Annotated in this window: 30 protein-coding genes, 2 tRNA genes and 1 pseudogene; 23 read left to right on the top strand and 10 right to left on the bottom strand. The window is 36.6% G+C overall.

Annotated features, from left to right (window positions below; genetic code table 11):
• The first annotated feature begins 172 nt into the window (after window positions 1-172).
• Entirely contained in the window at window positions 173-1,369 is a 1,197-nt protein-coding gene (locus tag H8Z77_RS01980) for a glycosyltransferase (protein WP_069988417.1), read from the top strand.
• A gap of 409 nt (window positions 1,370-1,778) precedes the next feature.
• On the opposite strand, the gene H8Z77_RS01975 is transcribed toward H8Z77_RS01980, so the two are convergent.
• Window positions 1,779-2,063, bottom strand: a complete 285-nt coding sequence (locus H8Z77_RS01975) for a hypothetical protein (RefSeq protein ID WP_069988416.1) — start codon at window positions 2,061-2,063, stop codon at window positions 1,779-1,781.
• 295 nt (window positions 2,064-2,358) lie between these two features.
• Between H8Z77_RS01975 and H8Z77_RS01970 the strand changes: the two genes are divergently transcribed.
• A tRNA-Leu gene (locus H8Z77_RS01970) sits at window positions 2,359-2,445 on the top strand.
• A 36-nt stretch (window positions 2,446-2,481) separates the two neighbouring features.
• Here H8Z77_RS01970 and H8Z77_RS01965 read toward each other — a convergent pair.
• Both H8Z77_RS01965 and H8Z77_RS01960 read right to left on the bottom strand, forming a co-directional pair.
• Entirely contained in the window at window positions 2,482-3,348 is an 867-nt protein-coding gene (locus H8Z77_RS01965; RefSeq protein WP_186996014.1) for a tyrosine-type recombinase/integrase, read from the bottom strand.
• Window positions 3,349-3,764: 416 nt separating this feature from the next.
• Complete coding sequence (locus H8Z77_RS01960) at window positions 3,765-7,817, bottom strand: glycosyl hydrolase (protein WP_186996013.1); 4,053 nt, start codon at window positions 7,815-7,817, stop codon at window positions 3,765-3,767.
• A gap of 187 nt (window positions 7,818-8,004) precedes the next feature.
• On the opposite strand from H8Z77_RS01960, the gene H8Z77_RS01955 reads away from it, so the two are divergent.
• Entirely contained in the window at window positions 8,005-9,015 is a 1,011-nt protein-coding gene (locus tag H8Z77_RS01955; RefSeq protein ID WP_186996012.1) for a helix-turn-helix domain-containing protein, read from the top strand.
• A 1,345-nt stretch (window positions 9,016-10,360) separates the two neighbouring features.
• Here H8Z77_RS01955 and tnpA read toward each other — a convergent pair.
• From tnpA to H8Z77_RS01930, 5 genes and pseudogenes are all read right to left on the bottom strand, one after another.
• Window positions 10,361-10,534: pseudogene (tnpA, locus tag H8Z77_RS01950) on the bottom strand (IS200/IS605 family transposase); the annotation flags it as partial.
• A gap of 533 nt (window positions 10,535-11,067) precedes the next feature.
• Window positions 11,068-12,120 carry a site-specific integrase gene (locus H8Z77_RS01945; protein ID WP_186996011.1) on the bottom strand — a complete coding sequence of 351 codons (1,053 nt, stop codon included), beginning with the start codon at window positions 12,118-12,120 and terminating at the stop codon, window positions 11,068-11,070.
• 114 nt (window positions 12,121-12,234) lie between these two features.
• Window positions 12,235-12,627, bottom strand: a complete 393-nt coding sequence (locus H8Z77_RS01940; RefSeq protein WP_069987195.1) for a hypothetical protein — start codon at window positions 12,625-12,627, stop codon at window positions 12,235-12,237.
• Window positions 12,628-12,658: 31 nt separating this feature from the next.
• On the bottom strand, window positions 12,659-12,808 hold the full coding sequence (locus tag H8Z77_RS01935) for a hypothetical protein (RefSeq protein ID WP_186996010.1): 150 nt from the start codon (window positions 12,806-12,808) through the stop codon (window positions 12,659-12,661).
• 7 nt (window positions 12,809-12,815) lie between these two features.
• Window positions 12,816-13,610, bottom strand: a complete 795-nt coding sequence (locus H8Z77_RS01930) for a hypothetical protein (RefSeq protein WP_186996009.1) — start codon at window positions 13,608-13,610, stop codon at window positions 12,816-12,818.
• A gap of 358 nt (window positions 13,611-13,968) precedes the next feature.
• On the opposite strand from H8Z77_RS01930, the gene H8Z77_RS01925 reads away from it, so the two are divergent.
• A complete protein-coding gene (locus H8Z77_RS01925) occupies window positions 13,969-14,115 on the top strand; it encodes a hypothetical protein (protein WP_186996008.1) in 147 nt (48 codons plus the stop codon).
• A gap of 9 nt (window positions 14,116-14,124) precedes the next feature.
• On the opposite strand, the gene H8Z77_RS01920 is transcribed toward H8Z77_RS01925, so the two are convergent.
• Window positions 14,125-14,505, bottom strand: coding sequence for a helix-turn-helix domain-containing protein (locus H8Z77_RS01920; RefSeq protein WP_186996007.1), 381 nt, complete (start codon window positions 14,503-14,505; stop codon window positions 14,125-14,127).
• Window positions 14,506-14,636: 131 nt separating this feature from the next.
• Here H8Z77_RS01920 and H8Z77_RS01915 point away from each other — a divergent pair, with 131 nt between their 5' ends.
• Window positions 14,637-14,783 carry a hypothetical protein gene (locus tag H8Z77_RS01915; RefSeq protein ID WP_186996006.1) on the top strand — a complete coding sequence of 49 codons (147 nt, stop codon included), beginning with the start codon at window positions 14,637-14,639 and terminating at the stop codon, window positions 14,781-14,783.
• Window positions 14,784-14,966: 183 nt separating this feature from the next.
• On the opposite strand, the gene H8Z77_RS01910 is transcribed toward H8Z77_RS01915, so the two are convergent.
• On the bottom strand, window positions 14,967-15,350 hold the full coding sequence (locus H8Z77_RS01910; protein ID WP_186996005.1) for a DUF2513 domain-containing protein: 384 nt from the start codon (window positions 15,348-15,350) through the stop codon (window positions 14,967-14,969).
• A 250-nt stretch (window positions 15,351-15,600) separates the two neighbouring features.
• On the opposite strand from H8Z77_RS01910, the gene H8Z77_RS01905 reads away from it, so the two are divergent.
• From H8Z77_RS01905 to H8Z77_RS01820, 18 genes are all read left to right on the top strand, one after another.
• Window positions 15,601-15,774, top strand: coding sequence for a hypothetical protein (locus tag H8Z77_RS01905; protein ID WP_186996004.1), 174 nt, complete (start codon window positions 15,601-15,603; stop codon window positions 15,772-15,774).
• A gap of 77 nt (window positions 15,775-15,851) precedes the next feature.
• The gene (locus tag H8Z77_RS01900) at window positions 15,852-16,085 is read left to right on the top strand and encodes a helix-turn-helix domain-containing protein (protein ID WP_069987188.1); all 234 of its coding nucleotides are present in this window, start codon (window positions 15,852-15,854) and stop codon (window positions 16,083-16,085) included.
• Between the two features lie 9 nt (window positions 16,086-16,094).
• Window positions 16,095-16,304 (top strand): helix-turn-helix domain-containing protein, encoded by a 210-nt coding sequence (locus H8Z77_RS01895; RefSeq protein WP_069987187.1) that lies wholly within the window; start codon window positions 16,095-16,097, stop codon window positions 16,302-16,304.
• Window positions 16,305-16,536: 232 nt separating this feature from the next.
• Window positions 16,537-16,770 (top strand): hypothetical protein, encoded by a 234-nt coding sequence (locus tag H8Z77_RS01890; RefSeq protein WP_186996003.1) that lies wholly within the window; start codon window positions 16,537-16,539, stop codon window positions 16,768-16,770.
• Window positions 16,771-16,861: 91 nt separating this feature from the next.
• The gene (locus H8Z77_RS01885) at window positions 16,862-17,236 is read left to right on the top strand and encodes a hypothetical protein (protein WP_186996002.1); all 375 of its coding nucleotides are present in this window, start codon (window positions 16,862-16,864) and stop codon (window positions 17,234-17,236) included.
• Window position 17,237: 1 nt separating this feature from the next.
• The gene (locus H8Z77_RS01880) at window positions 17,238-17,951 is read left to right on the top strand and encodes a hypothetical protein (RefSeq protein WP_186996001.1); all 714 of its coding nucleotides are present in this window, start codon (window positions 17,238-17,240) and stop codon (window positions 17,949-17,951) included.
• Window positions 17,952-18,043: 92 nt separating this feature from the next.
• A complete protein-coding gene (locus H8Z77_RS01875) occupies window positions 18,044-18,394 on the top strand; it encodes a hypothetical protein (protein ID WP_186996000.1) in 351 nt (116 codons plus the stop codon).
• Window positions 18,394-18,933, top strand: a complete 540-nt coding sequence (locus H8Z77_RS01870) for a Sak single strand annealing protein (RefSeq protein WP_186995999.1) — start codon at window positions 18,394-18,396, stop codon at window positions 18,931-18,933. Before H8Z77_RS01875 ends, H8Z77_RS01870 begins: the two co-directional genes overlap by 1 nt.
• Complete coding sequence (locus H8Z77_RS01865; RefSeq protein WP_186995998.1) at window positions 18,930-19,568, top strand: putative HNHc nuclease; 639 nt, start codon at window positions 18,930-18,932, stop codon at window positions 19,566-19,568. Before H8Z77_RS01870 ends, H8Z77_RS01865 begins: the two co-directional genes overlap by 4 nt.
• A gap of 1 nt (window position 19,569) precedes the next feature.
• Window positions 19,570-19,836: a hypothetical protein gene (locus H8Z77_RS01860; RefSeq protein ID WP_186995997.1), complete on the top strand. Its 267-nt coding sequence runs from the start codon at window positions 19,570-19,572 to the stop codon at window positions 19,834-19,836.
• Complete coding sequence (locus tag H8Z77_RS01855; protein ID WP_186995996.1) at window positions 19,826-20,257, top strand: single-stranded DNA-binding protein; 432 nt, start codon at window positions 19,826-19,828, stop codon at window positions 20,255-20,257. Before H8Z77_RS01860 ends, H8Z77_RS01855 begins: the two co-directional genes overlap by 11 nt.
• Window positions 20,258-20,269: 12 nt before the next feature.
• Complete coding sequence (locus tag H8Z77_RS01850; RefSeq protein WP_186995995.1) at window positions 20,270-21,076, top strand: hypothetical protein; 807 nt, start codon at window positions 20,270-20,272, stop codon at window positions 21,074-21,076.
• Window positions 21,006-21,908: an ATP-binding protein gene (locus H8Z77_RS01845; RefSeq protein WP_186995994.1), complete on the top strand. Its 903-nt coding sequence runs from the start codon at window positions 21,006-21,008 to the stop codon at window positions 21,906-21,908. Before H8Z77_RS01850 ends, H8Z77_RS01845 begins: the two co-directional genes overlap by 71 nt.
• Window positions 21,892-22,254: a RusA family crossover junction endodeoxyribonuclease gene (locus H8Z77_RS01840; RefSeq protein WP_186995993.1), complete on the top strand. Its 363-nt coding sequence runs from the start codon at window positions 21,892-21,894 to the stop codon at window positions 22,252-22,254. Before H8Z77_RS01845 ends, H8Z77_RS01840 begins: the two co-directional genes overlap by 17 nt.
• Entirely contained in the window at window positions 22,251-22,415 is a 165-nt protein-coding gene (locus H8Z77_RS01835) for a hypothetical protein (RefSeq protein ID WP_186995992.1), read from the top strand. Before H8Z77_RS01840 ends, H8Z77_RS01835 begins: the two co-directional genes overlap by 4 nt.
• Before the next feature lie 145 nt (window positions 22,416-22,560).
• On the top strand, window positions 22,561-22,749 hold the full coding sequence (locus H8Z77_RS01830; protein ID WP_186995991.1) for a hypothetical protein: 189 nt from the start codon (window positions 22,561-22,563) through the stop codon (window positions 22,747-22,749).
• Between the two features lie 166 nt (window positions 22,750-22,915).
• Complete coding sequence (locus H8Z77_RS01825) at window positions 22,916-23,323, top strand: hypothetical protein (protein WP_186995990.1); 408 nt, start codon at window positions 22,916-22,918, stop codon at window positions 23,321-23,323.
• Between the two features lie 138 nt (window positions 23,324-23,461).
• A tRNA-Ile gene (locus tag H8Z77_RS01820) sits at window positions 23,462-23,538 on the top strand.
• Window positions 23,539-23,709: the final 171 nt, after the last annotated feature.

Raw genomic sequence — 23,709 nt, 5'->3', positions numbered from 1 at the left:
AACTGTTATTTTTAAGGTTTTTGTAAGATTTATGAAATTTACAAATAGAATATTTATGATATAATAAACTAGAACAAAAAATTATGAATGAATTTTAGGATTTATGGAATGCAATAGTTGATTTCGTTTTGGCTAAACGAAAAATAAGATTCCGCAAAAAGAGGAGATAACTATGAGAATAGCCTTGTTTACAGAAACCTATGTACCGTATATCAATGGGGTTGTAACCCATGTAAAAATATTACGGGAAGGCCTGATAAAATTAGGGCATGAAGTTTTGGTGGTATGTGCAAACCCAGATACCAACCGTTATTTTATTAAGGATGGGGTATTAAACTGCCCTGGTGTAAGTTTTAAAAAGTTTTATGATTATGGTTTGGCTTCCCCAATCAGCCCGCTACGATATAAGTATATTAAGGAATTTAATCCTGATATTATCCATATCCACAATGAGTTTGGCGTAGGATATTCCGGAGCAAGTTGTGCGAAATTTTTAAATGTACCATTGGTTTATACATTGCATACCATGTATGATGATTATTTGTATTATATCGCACCAAAACCATTGATTCCGCTGGCCAAAAAAACAACCCATGTTTATGAAAAATCCCTAGTTGCCCGAGCTACAGCCATTACGGGGCCTTCCAAAAAAGTATCCGAATATTTTAAGAGTATTGGTATTACTGACCGTACAGTACATGTGATTCCAAACCCTGTTGAAATTGATGCTTTTACCCCCGATGCAGCTACAGAAGAACAGAAAAAACAGATTCGTGAACGCCATGGTGTAAAAGATGATGAAATTATGGTTTGTTTTTGTGGACGATTGGGGAAAGAAAAAAGTGTTGATGTACTGTTAAATTACTGGGCAGAAACCGTAAAGCCGGATGAAAAGTTTAAGCTGCTTATTATTGGGGAAGGCCCAGTAAAAGAAGAACTGGAACAACAGGCAAAAGAACTGGGAATCGATAATATGGTTTCCTTTACCGGTGCGATTCAACACAATGACCTTCCTCCTTATTATGCTGCCTGTGACCTATACATCACAACTTCCCTATCCGATACCAACTCAATTTCCATGCTGGAAGGGATGGCTGCTGAGCTGCCTGTGCTCCATATTGCAGATGAGTTAAACAAAGGTCAGGTAGTAAACGGCGTCAACGGATATATCTTCCATAACGCAATGGAAATGCATCAGCTATTATTGAAATACCGGGATATGCCAACAGAAGAACGGCAAGCGTTAAAACATGCCGCCAGGGAATCAGTAGCAAAATCCGGTGCTGAAACATTGGCAAAAAATCTGTTGGAAGTATATCGGATTGCGTTGGAAACCAAAAAACTGGAAGATGCCCAAAAGGTACAATAATCTTTATGAAGTAGTGGCATACCTATTGGAAAATAAATCCTATTATCTTAGCTATTAATAGTCCACAATCATATCTTACCCCATATATGATTCCATAAAATCTATCTTTCCATTAAAAATCTATGATATAAAAATAACCTCCTATTTTATCGGAGGTTATTTTTATATCAATTTTAATTATCATATTACCAGGTTTGCGAATGGAAAATTAAATTTGTCTTGCATTTTCTTTAAAGCTACTGCATTCTTTAGAAAATCGATCATATATTGTTAGAAATAATACAGTACTATCCTTAAAAATCACTTTCCAATTATTAACGAATAGGCTTAAATAATGAAAAGGGCTTTTATAGAATAAAATCTATCAGAAGCCCTTTTTGTTGTTTTCTAATTTATTGATTATACTATATTATTTTGCTGATTCTCCCAAACGTTCCAATATTTCTTCATAAGATTCCCTTTGGTCACATGCGCCACAACACATTCCATAACATCTGGATACCGTTTCCCCAGGTGCTACCAAACATAAGTTTGGTTTGTTATTTTTACGCTCTTCTGGCTTTTCAACTTTATCTGAAATAATGGTACCTTTTAAAAATTCTTTACATTCTTGTTCTGTCCCTTCCATTACAACGACAGAGGTATTTCCGATTACTTGATAATGGTTTGTTTGATTGGTATACTCTTTTTTCATAAGAACTACTCCTTTCATTGTGCTAATCTATGTTAACATTTATTAATATGGTAAATTTATAATTTCTTTATTCTTATCATACCATAACTATAGGGATTTCGTCAATTAAAAATCTCTATTCTAAAATAAAAATGATCCTTAAATTTTCATATTTCCTCATAAAAATAATTTTTTTCATTTTTTTTGATTTTTCTATTGACAAAATGAGATCTGTCCTGTATAATAATAACTCGTAATCCACCTGAACATTGAAGCTAAACAAAGTTATTTTTCAATGTAGGTTACAATTCAATATGCCGGAATGATGGAATTGGCAGACGTGCTGGACTCAAAATCCAGTCTTGGCAACAAGGTGCGGGTTCAAGTCCCGCTTCCGGCACCAGTTGGCAGCGAAACTGTAATAGTTTCGCTGTTTTTTTTATATCTTTATTTCTGGAATAATATCCGATATTGCATTAGCTGATTTTATTTTTTGTGCATCCTTAAAATGTACATATACCTTCTCTGTTGTTACTGTATTACTATGTCCTAACCACTTGCTGATATCTTCGATACTCATTCCCCTTTCCCTCATTAACGTAGCGCAACTATGCCGCAAATCCTGTAACCTAATTTTTTTCAGATTATATTTTTCTAGTAATATCTGAAAATGTTGGGATATATAATTAGGTTTCATGAGTCGCCCTAATTTGTCTACAAAAACAAAATCTAAATAATCTTTACAGTAACTATCCCCACAAAGTGCCATCATGGATTGTTGATATGATTTTAGCTGCAATAAAATTTTTGTAATAGAATCTACCAACGGATAGGCTCGTATACTAGATTTTGTTTTTGCCTTATTTTCTACTACTAACTGATAATGTCCATCTACTGGTATCTGTACTATAGTGGTTCCCATTTTTAATTGTTGTCTCTTAAAATTTATTAAACTCCATCTGATTCCAACCAGTTCCGATCTTCTTAGACCAAAAAATGATATAAAGATAATTGCGATTTCAATGGAGTCGCCATGTATACACTTGAACAACTCCCTAAAATCTTCTTCGTCATAATATTGACCTTCATATCTTTCCACTTTTGGTTTTTCAACTTTATCAGCAGGATTATTCGGGATTAAATCTAATAGATACGCATTTTGTAGTGCCTTTCTGATGTTAGCATGATAATGTACAATTGTATTTTTACTAACGGTTTTTAATTTATCGTTATAAAATTGCTTGATATGAAAGGGTGTCAAGTTACATAATGAAACATTTAAACCCTGAAAATACGGCGCAATCACAATAAGCTGATTTCATAACCCCCTCCTCCTTTTTGGCAAAACAGCATAGCAAACAGATATGATATTTTGCTATACTATTTAAAAAATAAAATGAAGCTGCACAGACCATGCAAGGCATGTCATAAATCCATCTTACTGTCCACCTTAACCAATAAAACAGATTTCTCCCCTTCTCCAGACGAGCTACCGCTGGCAAGATAGATGGTTCATCCCTCTATCGAAAGTATCGCTCGTACAAAAAGTAGTCATGGCGTTTCTGAGGAAATCTGCCTGTAACAGCTTTTATGTTAGCCAGCAAAAGCTAAGTTTGTCAAAGTACAATTTAGTCAATCTAATTACTGATATTACAAAAGGCCGGTTAAAAAACCAGCCTTTTGCTTATATTGAGAGAAAAGAGAAATAGGAAACTTTACGAATTATTTTTTCTTACGGGAGAGAACCAATGCAGCTCCTGCTAAGGTGATTGCTGCCAATCCTGCAATTGGTGTAAAATCGCCTGTTTTCGCTGCGTTTGCTTTTGGTGTAGTAGATTCCTGTCCTGTCTGTGTTCCAGCTGTATTATTGTTTTCCGTTGGAGTTTCAGCAGGGGTTCCATCTACTGCTACCAGGTTATCCATTGCTGTTTGTACACTTGTTACTGCTGCATCTACTTCTTCCTGAGTTGCGTTTTCATTGTTGTATACATCCTTTGCTTCTGCTACTGCTGCTTGTAATGCTGCGTAGCTTTCTGCTGTGTATGCGTTTGCATCTACTTTGCCTGCTTCTGCAAGAACATCTTCCAGGATAGATTTATCTGCTTTGAACCGTAAATTCAGCATTGCGCTCAACAGGTTATCTGCTGCTTCATTTACTTCTGCTTGCATAGCGTCGCCATCTTCATATACTGCTACTGCTGCTTCTAATGCTGCGGTGAATTCCGCTTTGCCTGCTTCCACATAACGGTCAAGTTCTGCATTGATTTCATTTGCTGCTTCCATCAAGGATGCCAGTTCTGTTTTATCCCCAGCTACAAATCCTAATTTGTGGATTTCATTCAGCAAGGTTTTCCATGCTGCGTCTACTTCTTCCTGGGTTGCTGCCGCATTGCCTGCTACTGTTTTCGCATTTTCCAAAGCAGCGTCAAAGGATTTCTGTACGCTTTCAATGGCGTTGTCATATTCGTCGCTTGCTTTCGCATTTTCCGCATAAGAAATAACAGCATCTAAAATATCTTTATTAGATTCTGAACGAATAATAACTTGTTTATATGGAGTAAGTGTTACATCCAGTAAACCAAAAGATTGATTTTTTGAATTACTATATTGTGAATTTGGATTTTCATAAATAATACGGTTAATCATCGTAGAAACCAATTTTACAGAAATAGTATTTTGTCCAGCAGTTAAATAGGCTCCAATATCCACAGAATCCTTTGATTGATCTATTGCAGGTAATTTTTGTCCATTTACAATTACCTCTGTGACCATATCATTATTATGATGGAAATTCAATAGGTATCCCTGAGTGGTATCCCAATTTTCTGGAAGCTCAAATGTTGTGCAATAGGTTCCGATTCCAATTATATTTTCCATACTATCTACGCCTAATGTAGAAAGCTGTTCAGAAGTTACTGGAAGGTCTTTCCACAATGTAAGTGGTATATCCTGAAAATCAATTGTTGTCTTTTTGGAGATTGTTAAATCAGTTTTATTTGCCTCTTGGTCTGGACCCCAACTTTCAAGGGAAAGATCCCAGTAGTCCAGTTCAATATTATCTCCAATTTCAGTAATATCCGTAGATACAACAACACCGTCAGTAAATGCAGTCTGATAGCTTCCCGATACGTCTGTGCGTAATACAATATTTCCATCCTGATAGAAAGTGTCTCCATTGGATTCAACTACATGGAAATCACTAACTTCGCCAAATTCTTCTGGATTTTGAGAAATGGCGACAAAGGTTGCCTGTCCAGCTTGTAGGTTAATAGTAGTATGAATGCTATCATCTTGTTGAACATAATTTATTATTGGAGTAATTTCCCCTGTCCACGCATCTAATTGGAAAGGTATTCCGGTTCCTTGCAAAGAAGCCTCTAATGATACTTCTTCTTCACTATTGTTATACAAATAATAGTAATTGGTGCCATCATTGTCTTGGCGTAAAATGGTACGTACCATCGGTTCTGAATAAGAGGCATATGGCAAAATACCATTTTGCTTCATCCAAGAAACAACTTCTTGCTGCGTATCTACTTGTCCAACATTTTGGTAAGTAAGTAATTCTTGCATTGTTTCGCGGATCTGTTCATCAGTCCCCGTTACATTTGAACCTGTTGTTGCAGCATCAGTACCAAACACACTGGAAGGGATCTGTCCACATAAAACAATAGGTAAACCTGCTTTTGCAAAATCCAGTAAAGCATTTGCACTTTCTAAAGAAATAGAAGGCAAATTGTTTACAACCAGAGCCTTATAGGCAGGTCCTGATTCATTTAACACTCCATTTGTTACTTTTGCACTATCATATGTCAACAAACCTGGAGTTAAAAGATCATAGCTATAACCATTATCTAGTAACGCCAAATAATTAGATTGATCTTTATCATTTTTTTCTGCTCCATTTGGTGTTTGAGCATTGTAAGCATCTGTATCAAAAATGGCAATATCCATTTTAGCAGTTCCATTTTGAAGGACAGCTTGAGAACGCGCAATATAATCGGACAATACATGTACATCTTCCCAATAAGGCTGACGGCTTCCCCATGCTCCTGCAACAAGAGGGAAAGTATGCCATCCTGGCCAAAAGTCCTTATCACCATAAATAGGGTCATTCATGTTTTCCGTATTCGCATGAGGGTATCCATGGATAATTAAACGGTTAACTCCTGATGCATAGTTATTATTAATAGTATTTACAGCGTCTTTCCAATTAAGAGCATATGCTTTCCCACTATCTGCCAGTGCTTCATCAGATACATAGGTTTTTCCACTCATATGTACACCGCCTGATACTGCACGGAAATGGTCATAAGAAGTTGAAAAAGCAAGGGATTCCCCTTCTGCAACATCACATTCAGCTGAAGCAAGTCCAACATCTACATAAAATCCACTTGTAGAATACCCTTGAGCCCGATACCCCATGTCCAGGGTATTTCTAGCCCAATTTTGAAGTTCAGCAATGTGTTCATCCAAATAAAGTTCGTTTAAAGTTTTATCTACATCAATACCAAAACGATCCTGATTTCCTTCACTGGAAATAAATTTTGTATCCTGTGTAGTGGAACTCATTACAAATGGCAAATATGGAGTAATATCATAACCAAGATATTTTTGCACAGAATCGATCATGTTTTGGTTCCAGAATTTTGTACTACAAACATTCTCTAAAGAGTCTTCAAAGAAATCTCCTGATTCTGCTTTCATCAGGGAAATTAAATGGTCGTTTAAAATATTTTCTTCCCAAAAATCTGTCAATGCATTTGATGCAGCAGAACTAAATTCATCTGTAATAACCCCTACATTTGGCATAGAAGCTCCTAATGGGAAGAAATTAGCAAATTTCAGCAGTGTTTCTCCTGTACCTCTTCTATAGAAACCAAAAAGTATCCAATCCCCTTCTTGCAATTCATCTCCAACAGAAGAATAGTTGGACAATTCTTGAATTTGAGAAAGGTCAACATTATAGTATTTCTGTTCATCCTGAAGTTTAGCACGTGGTCCCCATTCCTCAGTATTAATTGTCAACCCTGCATCTTTATATAACTGAGAAACATATGTATTATTTTCGTCTGGAATGCCTGCCGGCGTTGTATTCCCAGTTTCCTTTGTATACTCGCTAACATCTGTCATTGAACCATAATCAAGTGTTATATTACCATCTTCGTCAATACCTTTTACTTGTGCAATTGTTGCTGCAACGTAATGATTGTTAAAGATAAAAGATGAACCTGTATCAACGGCTAGTTTTTGTTCCGGCATTGGAAGATCCAATACATCAGAAGCATTTTGAATTTTAGTATAAGCGTATTGAATATCCTGTGAAGCTTCTTCATCATTTGGATCTATTGTGTTAAGTGCTATTGGCCAAGCACTATTGATCGTCACATCTACTTTAAAATCTCCTGGCAAATTCGCAGCAATTTCATAAATATGGATTAAAGTTTGTTGCCATTTTTCAGATCCCCAACCATTTTCTCCAATATCATCGCTATCATTTTTGGCATAAGGAACATGCGCTATTTCGATACCACCAAAACCAGCTTCATAAATTTCAGTTATTTCTTTTTCAAGTTGTTCTCTTGTAGCTGAGCCATCAGGTAGCCAAAATCGAAACATTCCTTTTGCGTGAACATTAGGGTTTTTAAATTGGTTTACAATACTCTTTGTCGCTGTTTCCTGTGCAGATACAGTAAATTGATTTACACAACATGATGCGATCATTGCTGTTGACAAGACTAGCGCAATTAATTTGCCCATTTTTTTGTTTTTCATTAATTTTCATCCTCCTTTGGATTTTTCTAGCAAACACCATATTTATATCCTAGCATATAACTTAATTGATTAACATTGCAGTAGGTATGTTTTTAGAATGCATTACGTTATATTTTACTAATTTTAAATTTTATATTGACAATTTTTAAATAAAAACTATAATGAACAAAGAAGGAGGGAATATATAATGGAATTTAATATAGAGAAATATTTTGATATGGTAAGGGGAAAAATCTCTCCCCAAAAATTTAAACAGATTTTTTTTGAAAATAAAAGCCCTAAAAATATTCAAACTTTAAAAAAAGATCATCTATTCCATATTAATAAAGATTTTAATGTATCTTTTCATTATGAGCCTTTAGTTTATCCAAATGTAGAAGAAATTAAAAAGCTAAAACCCGAAAATGCTACTTTACACAATCATGATTTTTTTGAAATGGCTTATGTTTACTCCGGCAATTTTTATAATGTTTTTAAAGAAGATACGATTTTGCAAACAAAAGAGCAACTTATTTTATTAAATCCATATGTATATCACTCTTTAGTTCCACAAAACATCTATGATGTTGCAATTAATATTACTCTTTCACAAACAGTTGTTGAAAATACTTTTTTACAACTGCTAAATAGTAAAAGCATTTTGTTCCGTTTTTTTCTGGACTCTATTTATGGAACTCATAAAAGCAACTATCTGATATTTTCAATTACTCCTGATATTTCTGATATTATTAAGCAAATTGTATCTGAATTTTTTGAGCAAAAACAATTTTTTGAACAAGTTATCATCGCTAAACTAACCGATTTATTTGCCCAACTTGCTCGTAATTATAAAGAAACCGCAATACCAGGAACCATCATATCCAGCCAGCCCACGCAAATTTCTGACATATTAAATTATATCCGGGTTTACTACGCAACAGCAACACTGGAATCCACAGCAAAACAATTTAATTATTCTCCAAAATACCTTTCTTCTATGATTAAACAACAAACAAATAAAACCTTTTCAGATATTATTTACCAGTATAAGTTGCAAAACGCCTGTAATTATTTAATAAACTCTAACCTTCCGATTGAAAAAATTAATAATATTGTTGGTTACAGCAGTACAAACAGCCTTTTTCGAATATTGAAAAGGGAGTTTAATCTTTCTCCATCTGAATACCGTAAGCAATACCGGAATAAAAATTTATTGTAAATCCATTTCTTACCTATTATTCTCACCCATATGATCTATACCTATGGCACATAAACAAGAAACTATCCTTCTAATCTTTCTTTTCTAACCTCAAAAAATTATGTTTAATAATCTAATCGTTTAATACACTTAAAATTATCATTTTCCTCATTTTAATTCTGTAAGAATAGATTTTTTACTGGCATTTTCGATGGTTTATCAGTACTAAGTCACAACCATCCGTTCAATGCATCTGTCAAGAAAAAGTAGACACCAAAAACACCATAGTATTAGAAGCCCCGTTCGGTCTTGTACTGAACTGGGTTTTATAGCTCAAGGCGGCTGCAGGCCGCCTGTTATTGAAGTAATATACATACTATCTAAGAATAAGTGAACATCGTCCGTGATTGCTAACATGATGTCAAGGTAGAGTTCTTCTTTCATCCATCCGTTTCGTGCTTCTATGATTGGATTATTTGTTGGAGTTTCCTCTCGCGACATTGACCGAAGTATGTTATAGTATTCATGGGCTCGGCAAAAAGAGGAGTAGATAGAACCCTGGTCGGTATGGAAAACTACTTGGGGAGTCTGTTCCTCTTTCCTGCAAACAACTTCAGCTGCTCTAAGCAATGGTAATATGGTTTGTTACTGTCGCAAACAGACGTTGCCTGATGTGGCTAATATCCCATTATTAAATGTATCCAACAGAAGTATCCATTCCCATGATACACCCTTATGTTTGAATATAATCATATCTGACACAACAATCTCCAATGGCCTTGTAGCATTCCAGTTTCCTTTGACCTTATTTGGAAACTTTACGCTCTCTTCTCCCGACTTTTTATATCTATACTTTCTTGCCTTGGAATGAATTCCAGCAGCTTTACAGCACTTATGTGCTAGATTATGAGAAAATATCCACCCGGTTTCAGAGAATACATCGTGAGCAAGGCGATGCTATCCATATGAAGGGTATTTTTTATGTTCTGTTTCCAGCAGATGTGTCAACAAAATCCTGTCCTGCTCATAGCTTTCCTTTGCATCTTTTCCATTTATAGTAACCAGATCGATTTATATCCATGACCTTGCAAAGAAAACTTACGGGATATCTGGAACTAAGCGTATCGATGACTTCGAACTCTTTTCTTTGCCAGTAACGAGCTCCTTGGTTGCACCAACTCCCTTCACTAAGTATCCTTTTTTAATCTCTCATTTTCAACCTCCAGCTTTGCAACCATTAACCTTAGTCGCTCTATTTCAGATAGATTCTTACTAACATGAAGTGCAGCAAACGGATTTCCAGGATATCCTTTATGAACAAAAGAGCTTTCTCTTTCTGCAATGTACTTTTTCACCCATTTGCAGAGCATGCTTCTGCTTCGATGATCTCTACTCCTTTGTTCTCACATAATTTTCTCAGTATTTTTCCAATATCCACTTTTGTTTTCCCGTAGATAATTTCTCTCCGATATTTCGGTGCAACAACGATATGATACTTGCAATTCCATTTCGTATGCTCTAAACTATTTGTATTGTTCATTTTGAACGATCTCCTTCATATTTTTTTGCGGTTGGCAAACCCACTTCTATTCTACATGAAGGAGTTATTTTTTTCTACTCACCGGCTTCGGCCTTTTTAGAACCATGGGCATAGTCTACGGTTTTCGTTACACAAAAAAGCAGATAAAAATTGCTTTTTATCTGCTTACTATTTTCTTTTTATTTTGTTGTGAGGGTTCGAACCCTTCTAGTCCATATTTTTTACAAAAAAATATCTACGGAGCGTGTCATCTAAAAATTCTCTTGAAAAATGGAAAAAATCCCGAAATCTCAGGATTTTTTCTGGCGATATCTATTTTGTTCGTCAAACATATTTTACATGCCCAAAATAAATAATTAATATTAACACATCTTACAATAACTTAAAAAAGAAAAAGAGTCCAAACGCAAAATGCGTTCGGACTCCGCTGGCTGGGGTGGAAGGATTTGAACCCTCATAAAACATCTATAAAACTCCGAAAATAAAGGATTTATTTTTATTTGTGTTGCATTTCGTGTTGCATAACATCAAAATTACTTTTTGGAATCATTAGAAATCAGGTTATCAAAATATCGGTTGGCTTGTTCCTTCGCTTTGTTAGTTTCATCCTCAAAGGTGTATTGATACACCTTTTTCATGACATTATCACTGGACCATCCACCCATTTCCATGATATATTTATCCGGCACATTGCGAGCATGCATAATAGCAGCAAAACAATGGCGTAAAGAGTGCATTGTATACGGTGGCATATCATGAGATATAAGCAATCTCTTAAACTTACGCAAAACTTGCGAGGGTGTCGTATCAAATACCCAATCATTGGACTGTTTGCTGGCGCATAGCTCTTCCATTCTTTTTGCCAAATATTCTGGCATTAATACCGAACGCCATCCTGCATCTGATTTATTGGTTTCTTTGTATACCAGCTTATTATGTTCATCTGGTATCCTGGCCCCATGTACACTTAACAACTCCCCTTTTATATCTGCCGGAGTAATCGCCGCTATTTCGCTTTGACGTAAACTGCAAGTAATGGCTAGCAACGCCTGACATTCAATATCAGGTGCTTCTTTTAATAATTGCATAATCTTTTCAGCATCGTTTTTAGTAGGCACCAGGATACTGTGGTTTTCTTTTGGCTTAATTGCAATATCACTAATATGATATTTAAAAAATCCCATTACTGCTGTAATAAAACCCAATTGATTTCTTAAGCTTTTCGCAGAATATCTTTTGGCGTTCTCATTCATTTGCTGCTGAATGAGGAAGCCGTCAGCCAATCTATCAATTTTGATATTTAATAAATTAGGAATAGAGTTTCGTTGTATAATCCTATAGCATCTAATGGTAGATGGTGATAAGATGTTCTGTCGATTTTCTATATATTGGTCACTTGCTTCTTGAAAAGTAAGTTTTTCTCTGGTTGTATTTTTTCTTTTATAAATATATTCAGCTGCCAAAAATTCAGCTTCTTTTTTAGTAGGTGCTGTAAATGATTGATACATTCTTTTTCCGGACGCATCTTTTCCAGCGTATACTTGCACCCTCCAACTCCCGCTAGGCAGCTTTTTAGCGTTAGCCATTTTTTATCCTTTCTATTGCTTACCATACCAAAATATGATATAATAAGCAAAGTACAAACTTCTTTGTTATTTATTGTTTTTCCGTCCAGTGTTGCAGCGCTGGGCGGTTTTTTATTACTCTCCCATAGCCTGAAAATGTCGTCTATACCGTTGCGGTATCTTGATATCTACAAAATAGCCCATCTGGGAAAGGAAATCAGCGATTGCGGTAAATCCATCCTTATAGAAAGCCATAATCCTTTTTTGTCTGTCCTTGATATTGCGGTAATCAGATGGACAAATAAAAGTCCAGTCACATCCCTCTTTATCAAAGATAATACGGAAATACTTATCAATATTTCGACTATCCAATCCAGCTTTTTCTAGCAGAATATGGTGTTCCATTGCTTCGTCAATGTGGGAAACCACTGCTTCTTCCCCGTCAAATGAAATTACCGCCATCAATGGCTCATCTTGCTTTATCGCTTCTTCTACTGATAATACATCATTATATTTTATGATATTCATATTTATCCTCTTTCTATTTATTTGCTTTAATCTATACCATTTTGTCGGCGTTGGCAAAATGGTACAGCAGGCGGGGCGGCACTCCCGCATCTCCTAACAATGGGCGACGGCTGCCCGTTCCGTCCTCTGCTTTTTGTGTATAGTTATCATAAAATCCGCTTGATAAACTGTAATCAAGCAATTCTTTGTTATTTTTTTATTTCCCAAGAATGCCCACAAGATTGGCATATAGCAAACTTTCCATTTTTAACCTTTGTTTTTTCTTTGCCATCCGCTTTTGGCGTTAAAGCCCACAATCCACCCGTCATTAGAATCATACCGCCACGTCCAGCACTACGTATAATACTATTGCGTTTTTTGGCCGTTTTACTGCTTACCTGTTGTAATGAAATCTCTATATTTTTCGCTCCGCATACAGGACAAACAATAGACGGTCCGAATTGATTATTGACTATTGCATTTTGTTGAATCACGTTTACTTGTAATGGAGCTGTTGATTTTACCGGTACATTTGACGCCGATTTTGGCGTATTAAAATAAGATGGTGTACCACATTTAGTACAGAAATTTCCCCTAAATTTATTACCACACTTTACACAAAAAGTTTCTGGAAGCTGATCTATTTTATTTTGTGTTTTAGAATTTTTTTCTTCATCATAACATTTCAATTCAACACAAATTTTGCACCCATAATTTAAGCCATTCTCCCCGCCAGTAATTTTAAGAATCTCCCCTTCGATATCACAATTTTCATGAGATTCTACAAAATTTACAATATATGTAGTTAAGCCGCTTTTTAAATAACCAATATGTTTATTATGACAATATACTCTAATTTTATGGTTTTCTTGGGAATCAATTTCCGATTCAAACTCTAGTAAATCTCCATCATGTAAAATTGGCAATATTGTTTGAATATCTATAGATTCCTCATTTAACGACATAGTTTCTTCTACAGTAGTTTCAAATTTTTCAATTTTCATGTTCATTCCTTCTCCAATTATCAAAATTACTTTTATTTTTCTATCATATCCGTTTAATATAAGATGTTAAGCTTTCTTTTGCTTAGTCGACTTTCCATCCTTAATAATTTTACAATAATTGTACTACCAACTGGAAATAATGTCCATTCACAATTTATACAAAAAACGACAATAAAACTATATATTTCTATTTACCTAAAAAAGGATACATTTACCATATAGAAATAATTAGTAAAATTTTGTCGATATAGCGAATGGAAATAGCTGTAAATATTTGATATTATAAAATTAGGGATTCCAAAAAATTATAAATCTGACAAATATTACTGATGCACCAGCAAGCTAAAGGAGACAAACCATGAAACAGGACAGAAAAACCAAGGAGCAACTTCGCCTAAAATCTCAAGGAGAAATATTCATAAGGTTAATCAATGAACTATTGAAAAAAGCAACTGAAAATCAGCTAAAACAGCTATATCGTTTCATAAAATCATATTTGGACTAGGGTTTTACCCTAGTCTTTTTTATTTTCTGTTAATTCTATAGCCATTTTTTCTAGTACCTGCCATTCAGATTCGTTTAACCTAGATAGCATGGATACAAAGCGTTTTTGAAATGATTTTGAATCTGCGCTCAAAACTTTTCCAGCCCATTCCATAAGTTCCTCATCCCTGGTTAGCTTGATAAATGGTTCCCCTTCTCCAGTGCGCAGCCATTCTTCGGATACATTATATTTTATACATATATCACTGATAACCCTATCAGTTATACGAATCCTCCCCACTTCTATGCTACCTAAATTAGCACGACTAATATTTATGTTTGAGGAAAATTCTTCTTGCGTCATATTTAAGTATTTTTTTCTAAGCAATCTAATACGCTCAAATGTTTCCATAATATCACCACCTTGTAAATTAGTATATCATATACAAAAATGTGTGTCAAGCACAAAAATATTAAAAAATAGCTTGACAATCACAAATTATTAGTATATAATGTGATTAAAGCACAAAGGAGGTGAACAAAATGACTGCACAGGAACAAAAAATTTTAAAAACGTTTGAACAAGCGTTCCAACATATGACGCCATTAGAAAAAGAAAAATTGCTGCTCTTCGGCGAAGGCATGGCATTTATGGCAGAAAAGCAGTTTAAGCAAGACAAACCAGCGTAGGAGGTGTTCACTTGATATTTATTGTAGTTATTCTATCTGTACTACTTTTAATCGCAGTAGCAAAATGGATTAAATGGCGTGTTAGCACATTGTCTATGATCTATTACATAGAAAAAAGCGGGTACAAACAGCCATCTGATCAAGAAATAACTGATTGTACCCGATATGTAACAAATCACTTATTTAATTAAATCCAAGTTGTTGTTTGATAATGGCGGTGATTACTCCTGTAGCGATTTGTGTTAAAGCACTTACTGAATTGGATCCTACTTTTTTACCAACTTCTTTGACGTGATTCCATACGGTATCAGAACGAATATCTGCTAAAAATTGATGACCATTATAAGTAATATCATTCAATGAAATTACGTGTAATTCATCATTGTAAAATTTAATAATAGCCTGGATAAAATTTGCTTCTTCCAATTTATAGCAAGAATATATGATATCTTCGTAAGTGTATTGTGGCAACGAATTACATAGTGGTTCAATATCCAGCGATTCGCTAAAAGGAACTTTTTCCATTTCAAGTAACACGTCTCTCATACAGTCAGGATTTAATTTCATTTTAACACCCCCTTTCTACCAACATTTTACTACAAACAGATAGGGAGTGCAATAAACCAGCGTAGGAGGTGCGAGGTGAAAAAAACAATCCGCAAATCTATCTGATTTTAGAAATGTTATGCCTTATTTACGCCCAAGACCTTATCGGGCTTGGAAAATGGATATTTATCGCATTTAGCATAATACTATGCGTTTTAGTAATAGTTGAAGTATTTAAAAAATATTTCGGCAATCAACGTTGAGGTGAGAAGTGAAAAAATTAGACTTTAAATTTTGTTTACTTATGCAGTCGCTTGGCATGATTTACGGTAGCATTTCCGCCGCAAATTCATCATGGATTGGAGCGCTGATTGGTTCAGCCGAAGTAATCATTTGGGGAGTTTTAGCAATTTATGATTTGCTACATAAAAATGATGAAGAGTAACACTATCCGTTCTGATTTTTCATAACCAATTTAGGATATGTAACAAATCATTTGTTCAAATGAAAGGAGGCGATCCTGTGCCAAAACTAAAAAAATCCCCGGTAGAACAGCGGGATAACCTGATAATTGCTAAAATCAATTATTACGCTGAGCTACAGGGGGTTGCTATAGACAGGCTTGCAAACGCAGCCAGAATATCAGTTAAAACAATGTATACCAGGCGAAAGAATCCAGGACAATTCAGCGTTGAAGAATTGGATAGGATATGTAACTATCTACATATTCCAATCACAGAATTATTTCAGCGATAGGAGAAAAAAATGAAAATTGATGGAAACAAATTGATGGATGCAATGAGGTCCAAAGGAATGACCGTTGCAGACTTGGAAAGAGATAGCGGAGTATCACGCAAAACAATACAACTTGCTATGGACAACATAACCCAGCATACCAGCAAAGATACAATCAAAAAAATAGCCCGGGCACTCAATATAAGCCCAATTAGATTGGAGGGTGGAAAACAATGCTAATATGCAGCCAAAATGAAGAGAAACTTATAAATATGGACACATTGCAAACCGTTGAAATTACCTACGATCGAAGAAACGACCGTTACAGCATATCATGTGAATATCCCGATTACGCCGTAATTGTAGGAGAATATAAAACATTATCCATAGCTAAAAAGGTGTTGAACGGCATACGAAGAACCTATAGTATCGGAAATCGTGTGTTTTTCATGCCGCAGGATCAGGAGGAAGCATGAAACAGATCATTATAAAAACCGGACAAGTCGCCTTAATCGTCTTTGGTGTACTGTTGGTTCAAGGCGCATTAGGTGCATCGGATAACATTGCGATATCATTTGGCGAATGCCTAATCCGCTGCCTAATTGGTATGACAATGATAGCAGGCGCTATTTGGATACCGCGGATCACACAAGCGATCCGGTTACATAAACAAACAAAAGAAGAGGCAGACAACCATGCAGCATAATAAAAAAGCTCCCGCAACGGCAATATCCGTATGCGAGAGCAATCAACAAAATACAACACTATCATTATAAATAATTAAAGGAGGATTGTCAATGGAAGCACAACAATATACCAGCATTTTGAAAATGGCTGGCAATGCTATCATGGAAGCGGCGGACATCGAATCCGCTAAAATTATTGATAATATCTTGGATGTCAACACTGACCCCAAGAAGAAAAGAAAGCTGGTGATAACAGTAGATTTTATCCCGACGCAAGACAGGTCACAAGTGACAATGCAAGTACAGACAAAGAGGACCATTGTGCCTAACGAACCTATCCAAACAACACTTTCCATCGGTGCAAATCAGAAAACAGGCGAGGTTATGGCGGTAGAAATGACACCAAACATCCCTGGACAGGTCGCGCTTGATGGACAAGTACAGGAAAGCCCAAAAATCATGAAAATCGCAATTGGAGGAAAATAATATGTTGAAAGAATTTACAGAAAAAATCATTGCCTTAGCTAAACCAAACGAAGTGGAGAAATTTGGATGTACTTATACGGATAAAAGGTTGGACCTTATGGAAGAACCACATATGTCCCCGATAAGTTTTTCCAGCCTTATAGGGTTAGTACAAGCATTGAAAACCGATCAAATATTTGAACGTACACCCTTTATGGTGCGTGTCACCTCTCCAACATGTGTAGATGTATTTTCCGCCGCCAATGGATCTGATAAAAGCAGGGCAAGTATTTATAATGTTAACGCTATAATTCCATCTATGCCGTTCGGACAATTCATGGATTATGAATCTATGATGATAAATCTAAAATCAAAATTTGTCCAAACAAACGAAGTATTGGAAAGGATTCAATTACTTGGCACAATTACAGAGGAAAACAGTTCAAGCGTTTCTGATGATGGTTTTACCCAAAATGTGGTTGTAAAACAGGGGATCGCTTTGAAAGGGAATAAAGCCATCGACCCTATTACAAGGCTGAAACCATACAGGACATTTTTAGAAGTAGATCAACCTGAAAGCGATTTCCTTTTAAGGTTGCAGGAAGGCAGACGAGTTGCACTTTTTGAAGCAGACGGCGGAGCCTGGAAACTACAAGCGAAACAAAACATCAAAGAATACCTGGAAAGAGAACTCGCCAACGAGATTGAACAGGGGTTATTGTTTGTAGTCGAATAAATAAAAAAGCCCCCAGGGTGGCGGCAACCACCCAAGAGGGGCAAACAAATAAATTTCATTTAAATTATACTTGACGAAAGGAAGTGTGTCAAGTGCTACAAGGTAATTCCATAGTTGATGGTTATTTTAACGGGCATGACCCGTTCGTAGCATTTCGGTGCAAATGCTGCGATGAATATACAGACATAGATGAAATTTATCAGGGACTATGTGACGATTGTGTGAAACGTATTGTACATGATGCAGCATATATCCCAGATATACGAAAAAAATATCTTAAAGAAAATCCAACATCTTTTCGAGACTGGCTTGTTGCAAATACAACAGCTGAGGATTTTTTGGATATTTATTTTAATGGCGAGCGGGCAGAAGATATAGAGGTGGATTTTTGTCTCGAATCGGAACTTTTTACCCCGTTTGTATTAGAGGAGGACCCTGAATAATGGAAAATTATTTTGTTGAATTAAATAAAATTGACGTTAACGAAAAAACGGAACAAAAAAACGGATTAACTTACCTCTCATGGGCTTTCGCCTGGGGAGAACTTAAGAAAAAACATCCAGACGCAACCTATCAAATATATGAAAACGCCGATGGATGGAATTATCATACAGATGGCAAAACCTGTTGGGTAAAGACAGGGGTAACTGTTAATGACATAGAACACATTGAATATCTACCCGTAATGAATTACCGCAATCAGTCAATTCCGGCAGATGAAGTAACATCATTTGACGTCAACAAAGCAATACAGCGTAGCTTGACAAAAGCAGTAGCAAGGCACGGGTTGGGATTGTACATATACGCCGGAGAAGATTTGCCGGAAAGCGAACCTATTATTTGCAGTAAGTGTGGTAAACCAGTTAAGGCTTGTTCCACGAAAAAAAATGGACATATGAGCCCAGAACAAGTCGCTAAAAACACTGGTGGGTTGTGTATGGATTGCTATTTGGCAGCTACTAGAATCAATCAGGAAAAATGATTGGCTATATACATAAATATGACGGGGAATACCTGTATATAGTCGCTAAATACCCGTTTTCCGGCGAACTAGCACGCAAGGAAATAACCCAATGTGAAATAAGGCTGGACGATGGGCGGCATATAAGCGTAGACCAGCGCAAAAAGATATATGCTACTATGCGGGATATTAGCCTATATACAGGGCATACACCAGACGAAGTAAAAGCCTTGATGAAATATGATTTTATCGCGAAATCAGGGCATGACTATTTTAGCCTATCCGACACGGATATGACAACAGCGAATCAATTTTTAAATTTTTTGATTGATTTTTGCATTGAATTTGATATTCCTTGCGCGGATAGCCTGCTGGAAAGATCACCGGATATAGCACGGTATTTGTATAAATGCTTGGTTGAGAAAAAATGCTGTATCACAGGCAAAAAGGCAGAACTACACCACGTCGATGCTGTAGGACGTGGAAGGAACCGGAAAGATATTATACACAAAGGCATGAGGGTGCTACCCCTTTGCAGGGAAATGCACACCTTAGCCCACAACATGGGGCGGGATTCCTTTTGTGAAAAATATCATATTTTTGGGATTAAATTAGATACCTATTTATGTGGTATCTGGAAAGTGAGGGCAGAATGAAATGAAATTAACAGAGGAAACGAGAAACGCAAGCTATAGAAAACTGAATCCAGCATCAAGGCGGGCGATTATATTACAAACGTTAGGAAATGGCGAAATGACAAGCAGGGAAATAGCCACAAAACTGGGATACACAGATATGAACGCTGTGCGTCCTAGAATTACTGAATTAATGCAAATGGGAAAAATTATAGTTTGTGGTTCCACTTTTGATCCGGTAACAGGTAGGGCAGTAGCCGTATATAGGAGGATAAAAAATGTTAAATAATGTTGTATTGATGGGGCGGTTAACCGCTGACCCAGAGTTGAAACAAACACAAAATGGTGTGTCTGTATTATCTTTTAGCCTTGCAGTAGATAGGGACTATACACAGCAAGGGCAAGAAAAACAAGTTGATTTTATTAATATTGTTGCATGGAGACTCACAGCAGAATTTATTAGTAAATATTTTGCTAAAGGGCAGATGATGGCTTTAAAAGGGGCTATTCAGACTCGAAGTTATGAGGATAAGCAAGGAAATAAGCGCACTGCTTTTGAAGTTGTTGCGGACAAGGTATATTTTTGCAGCAGCAAGACTGAGGGGAGCAACAACGGCAAAAGCCTTAAATCTGATAATGTTTCAGTTGGATTCGATGATTTTGACGGCTTCGAGGAAATAGGCAGTAATGATGAAAAACTACCGTTCTAGGTGGTGAAATCAATGGATGGGTTCGTTAAAATTTACAGAAAATTTACAGAATGGGAATGGTATCAAGACACAAACACAAAGGTAGTTTTTCTGCATTTGCTTTTAAAAGCAAGCTTTAAAGACAGCAAATTTCAAGGGGAAATTATAAAAAAAGGTGAAGTTGTTACTTCTATTTCTCGTTTGTCAAACGAGTTAAATATGTCACAACAAGCTGTCAGAACCGCCTTAAAACATTTGGAAAAAACCGAAGAAATTCACAAGCAATCAACAAGCAAATTAACAATCATAACAATACGAAAATACAGCGTTTATCAAGGATTAAACGAAACAGATCAACAAGCAACTAACAAGCAACTAACAAGCGACCAACAAGCAACTAACAAGCAACTAACAACATTAGAAGAATGTAAAGAAATTAAGAAGGTAAGAAATAAAGAAATATATAACCCCCCTATAATCCCCCCTACGGCAAACCAAATTATAGAGCTATATAACCAGATTTGCATATCTTACCCACGCTGTACGAAATTATCAGATTCCCGCAAAAGGGCTGTTAACGCTAGGCTTAACAGTGGTGTTACCTTGGATGATTTCAAGAAGGCGTTTGAGAAAGCTCAAAGCAGTGATTTCCTGCGTGGTAAGAACTCTAGGAACTGGATTGCCAATTTTGACTGGATGGTCAAAGATGCCAATTTAGCAAAAATACTAGATGGCAATTATGACAACAAAACAGATAGGAGTGACAACAATGAGCCTAACAGAAGCAGCGCAGGCAATAGCAGCGAAACATGGAATTTGTCTGGAACGCTTGAATTGTAGCCTAGAAAGGCAAGTTGAAATTCTTAACAACAGATCAGGAGACTTACAAGGGTATGACTGCCCTATCTGCAAAAATAAAGGCTGGATATATCGGGCTGTTGACGGCGAAATAGTAAGCGGAATGTGTAAGTGTATGCATACTAGGCAAGCGATAGCGGCAGCCCGCAAAAGCGGAGCCAGCGAACTAATAGCCAATTGCAAGTTTGAGAACTTCATAACTTCTGAGCCGTATCAAAGCCAAATGCTTAATATGGCGAAAAGATATTTGCAAGACCCGTCTCCAAAATGGCTATATTATGGCGGGCAGTCCGGATGTGGGAAAACCCATATTTGCACCGCTGTATTTTGGGAATTAATCAAGCGTGGGCTGTCAGCCAGATACATAACATGGCGGCGGGAGATAGCCGAGGTTAAGCGTTATGCCAACAACCCGCTGGAATACGCAACGAGGATGGACAAATACAAAAGCGTCGACGTGCTGTATATAGACGACCTGTTTAAAACCATTAACACCGCAGACAGGACAGGCATTCAAGCCGGTGACATTAATGTCGCATTTGAATTGCTTGATTATAGATATAGCCATAGCGCAAAAATAACGCTGATTTCCAGCGAGTTAACGCTTAGGCAGGTCTTAACCCTAGATCAAGCTATTGGGGGCAGAATACGCCAAAAATGCGGGCAATACGTTTGTAATATTGCTCCTGCCCCAAATAAAAACTACCGTTTGTCAGAAAAAGCCGTAGAAAATACCGGGACGTTTGGTGGGACACCTCCGTCTTATGATTTGGAAGAATTGTCAAGGAGGGGTATGCATGTACCGGAGATATAACTACATAATCCCAGAAATCCCACCCAGCAACAACAAATTCATTGGGCGGAATACCCGGTGGCAATACCAGGCGGAGAAGAAACGTTGGGCGGATTTGATTGCCTGGTTATGCCGGCCGAAGCCACCTACCCCTATCCCGAAAGCACAAGTCACACTTGATTATTATTTTGGGAACAGAATACGGCATGACCCGGATAATTATTCTGGGAAAATGGTCCTGGATGGATTAGTTAAAGCGGGCATCATCCAAGACGATTCGTTCAGTTGCATCAGATTGCGGCTAAATGGAAAATATGACAAATCAAGTCCAAGATTGGAAATAACAGTGGAGGAATTAGAAAAATGAATAAAGAAACAATCTTTGAAATGTACCAAGAGGGCAGACCAGTAAAAGAAATAGCCGAGCAGGTTAGGCGGTTAGAAAATATCACCTCAAAAAAGGCAGAAGCAAAAGTTGTTGGCGTTATCTGTGCCCACAAATTAGCGGGAAAGCGGGGTGAACTATAATGGATTACATATTAGCCCCAAATTGGGTGTTCATTGTTAACGGGTTATGTTTACTGGTTAGTGGAGGGTGTATTGGTGCATTAATTACCATCATAATTGAGGGAATGAAAAATGGCAAATAACTATATTATAGAGTGCATTTGCGATGAATGTATCTGGAATCATGACAAAAGATGCAAATGCACAGAATCAAAAAAATACGGTAAACCCGCTGACCAAAAACGCTGTAAATATTATACTCTTGGCATTGGATATGCTTGTTTTGATTGTAAATACGCAATTGGTGAACCAACAAAATGCACTTGCAACAAATCGCCAAGATTTGGAACGATAATTTCTATTGCCGAGCCTTGTAAACAATTTAAGTTATATGTAGCTCCAAAAAAGAGTATCAACAGACCAAAAAATATATGCAAAGCAAAACATTGTGTGTGGTTAAACAAATGCGGAAGCAAGATAGGAACTTGCTTCTGGGGCAAATGTGTAATGGGGGCAAGCAAATGACCATAACTGAAAAAAAACAATACTTACTACAATTAAAAAGCTTAGAAAACCAAATAAAAGAAGCAGACGAAAAACGGATCGAAGCTATATCCGCATTAAATAGCACCGCTATTAATTATTCAGGGCTGCCAACCGGGAACGGAAAACACAATAGGATTGAAATGGGTATTGAGAAAGTACAGGAGGCACAAGAAAAAGTAAATCAACTAATAGACCAAAAAACAATTATAAAAAACGATATTTTACTTAGGATAAAACAATGCCCGACAAAGGAATGTAGAGTCTTGCTAAGGTGCAAATACATAAAGTTTATGACATGGGCAGCGATCGCCAAAAAGTTAGGAATAAGCAAAGAACATACCAGAAAATACCTCCATTTAAAAGCACTAAAAGAATTTAAATAAAAAAACACAAAATATTGTATTTATTATTGACTTAACCACCTATATATAGTATAATTGCTATTATAGGGAACATGGATGAAACACCAAAATCCTCCTTAGTTAGTTTTAACCCGCCAGCCCCAATGCGGCGGGTAATATGGGCTTTTAGCTCAATTGGTTAGAGTATCCGGCTCATAACCGGAAGGCTCCGGGTTCAATCCCTGGAAAGCCCACCATTGTCCTCACTGACTTTCTCCTTTATTCTGCCGCCCGTTTGGGTGGCATATGCAGCGGAAACCGCATGAAGTCAGCGCTGTAACAGGTATCTTTTTCTCATTTTTTATTTTCCTTTTTTGTTCAGCCCGTTGATTATAGCGGGCTAATATGGGACAATTGGATACAGTGAT

Origin of the sequence: Clostridium facile (genome assembly GCF_014297275.1) — a bacterium.
In the GTDB taxonomy this organism is placed as follows: domain Bacteria; phylum Bacillota; class Clostridia; order Oscillospirales; family Ruminococcaceae; genus Massilioclostridium; species Massilioclostridium facile.
The sequence above is the reverse complement of the archived record's forward strand: the minus strand, read 5'-3'. Positions and strand labels throughout refer to the sequence as shown.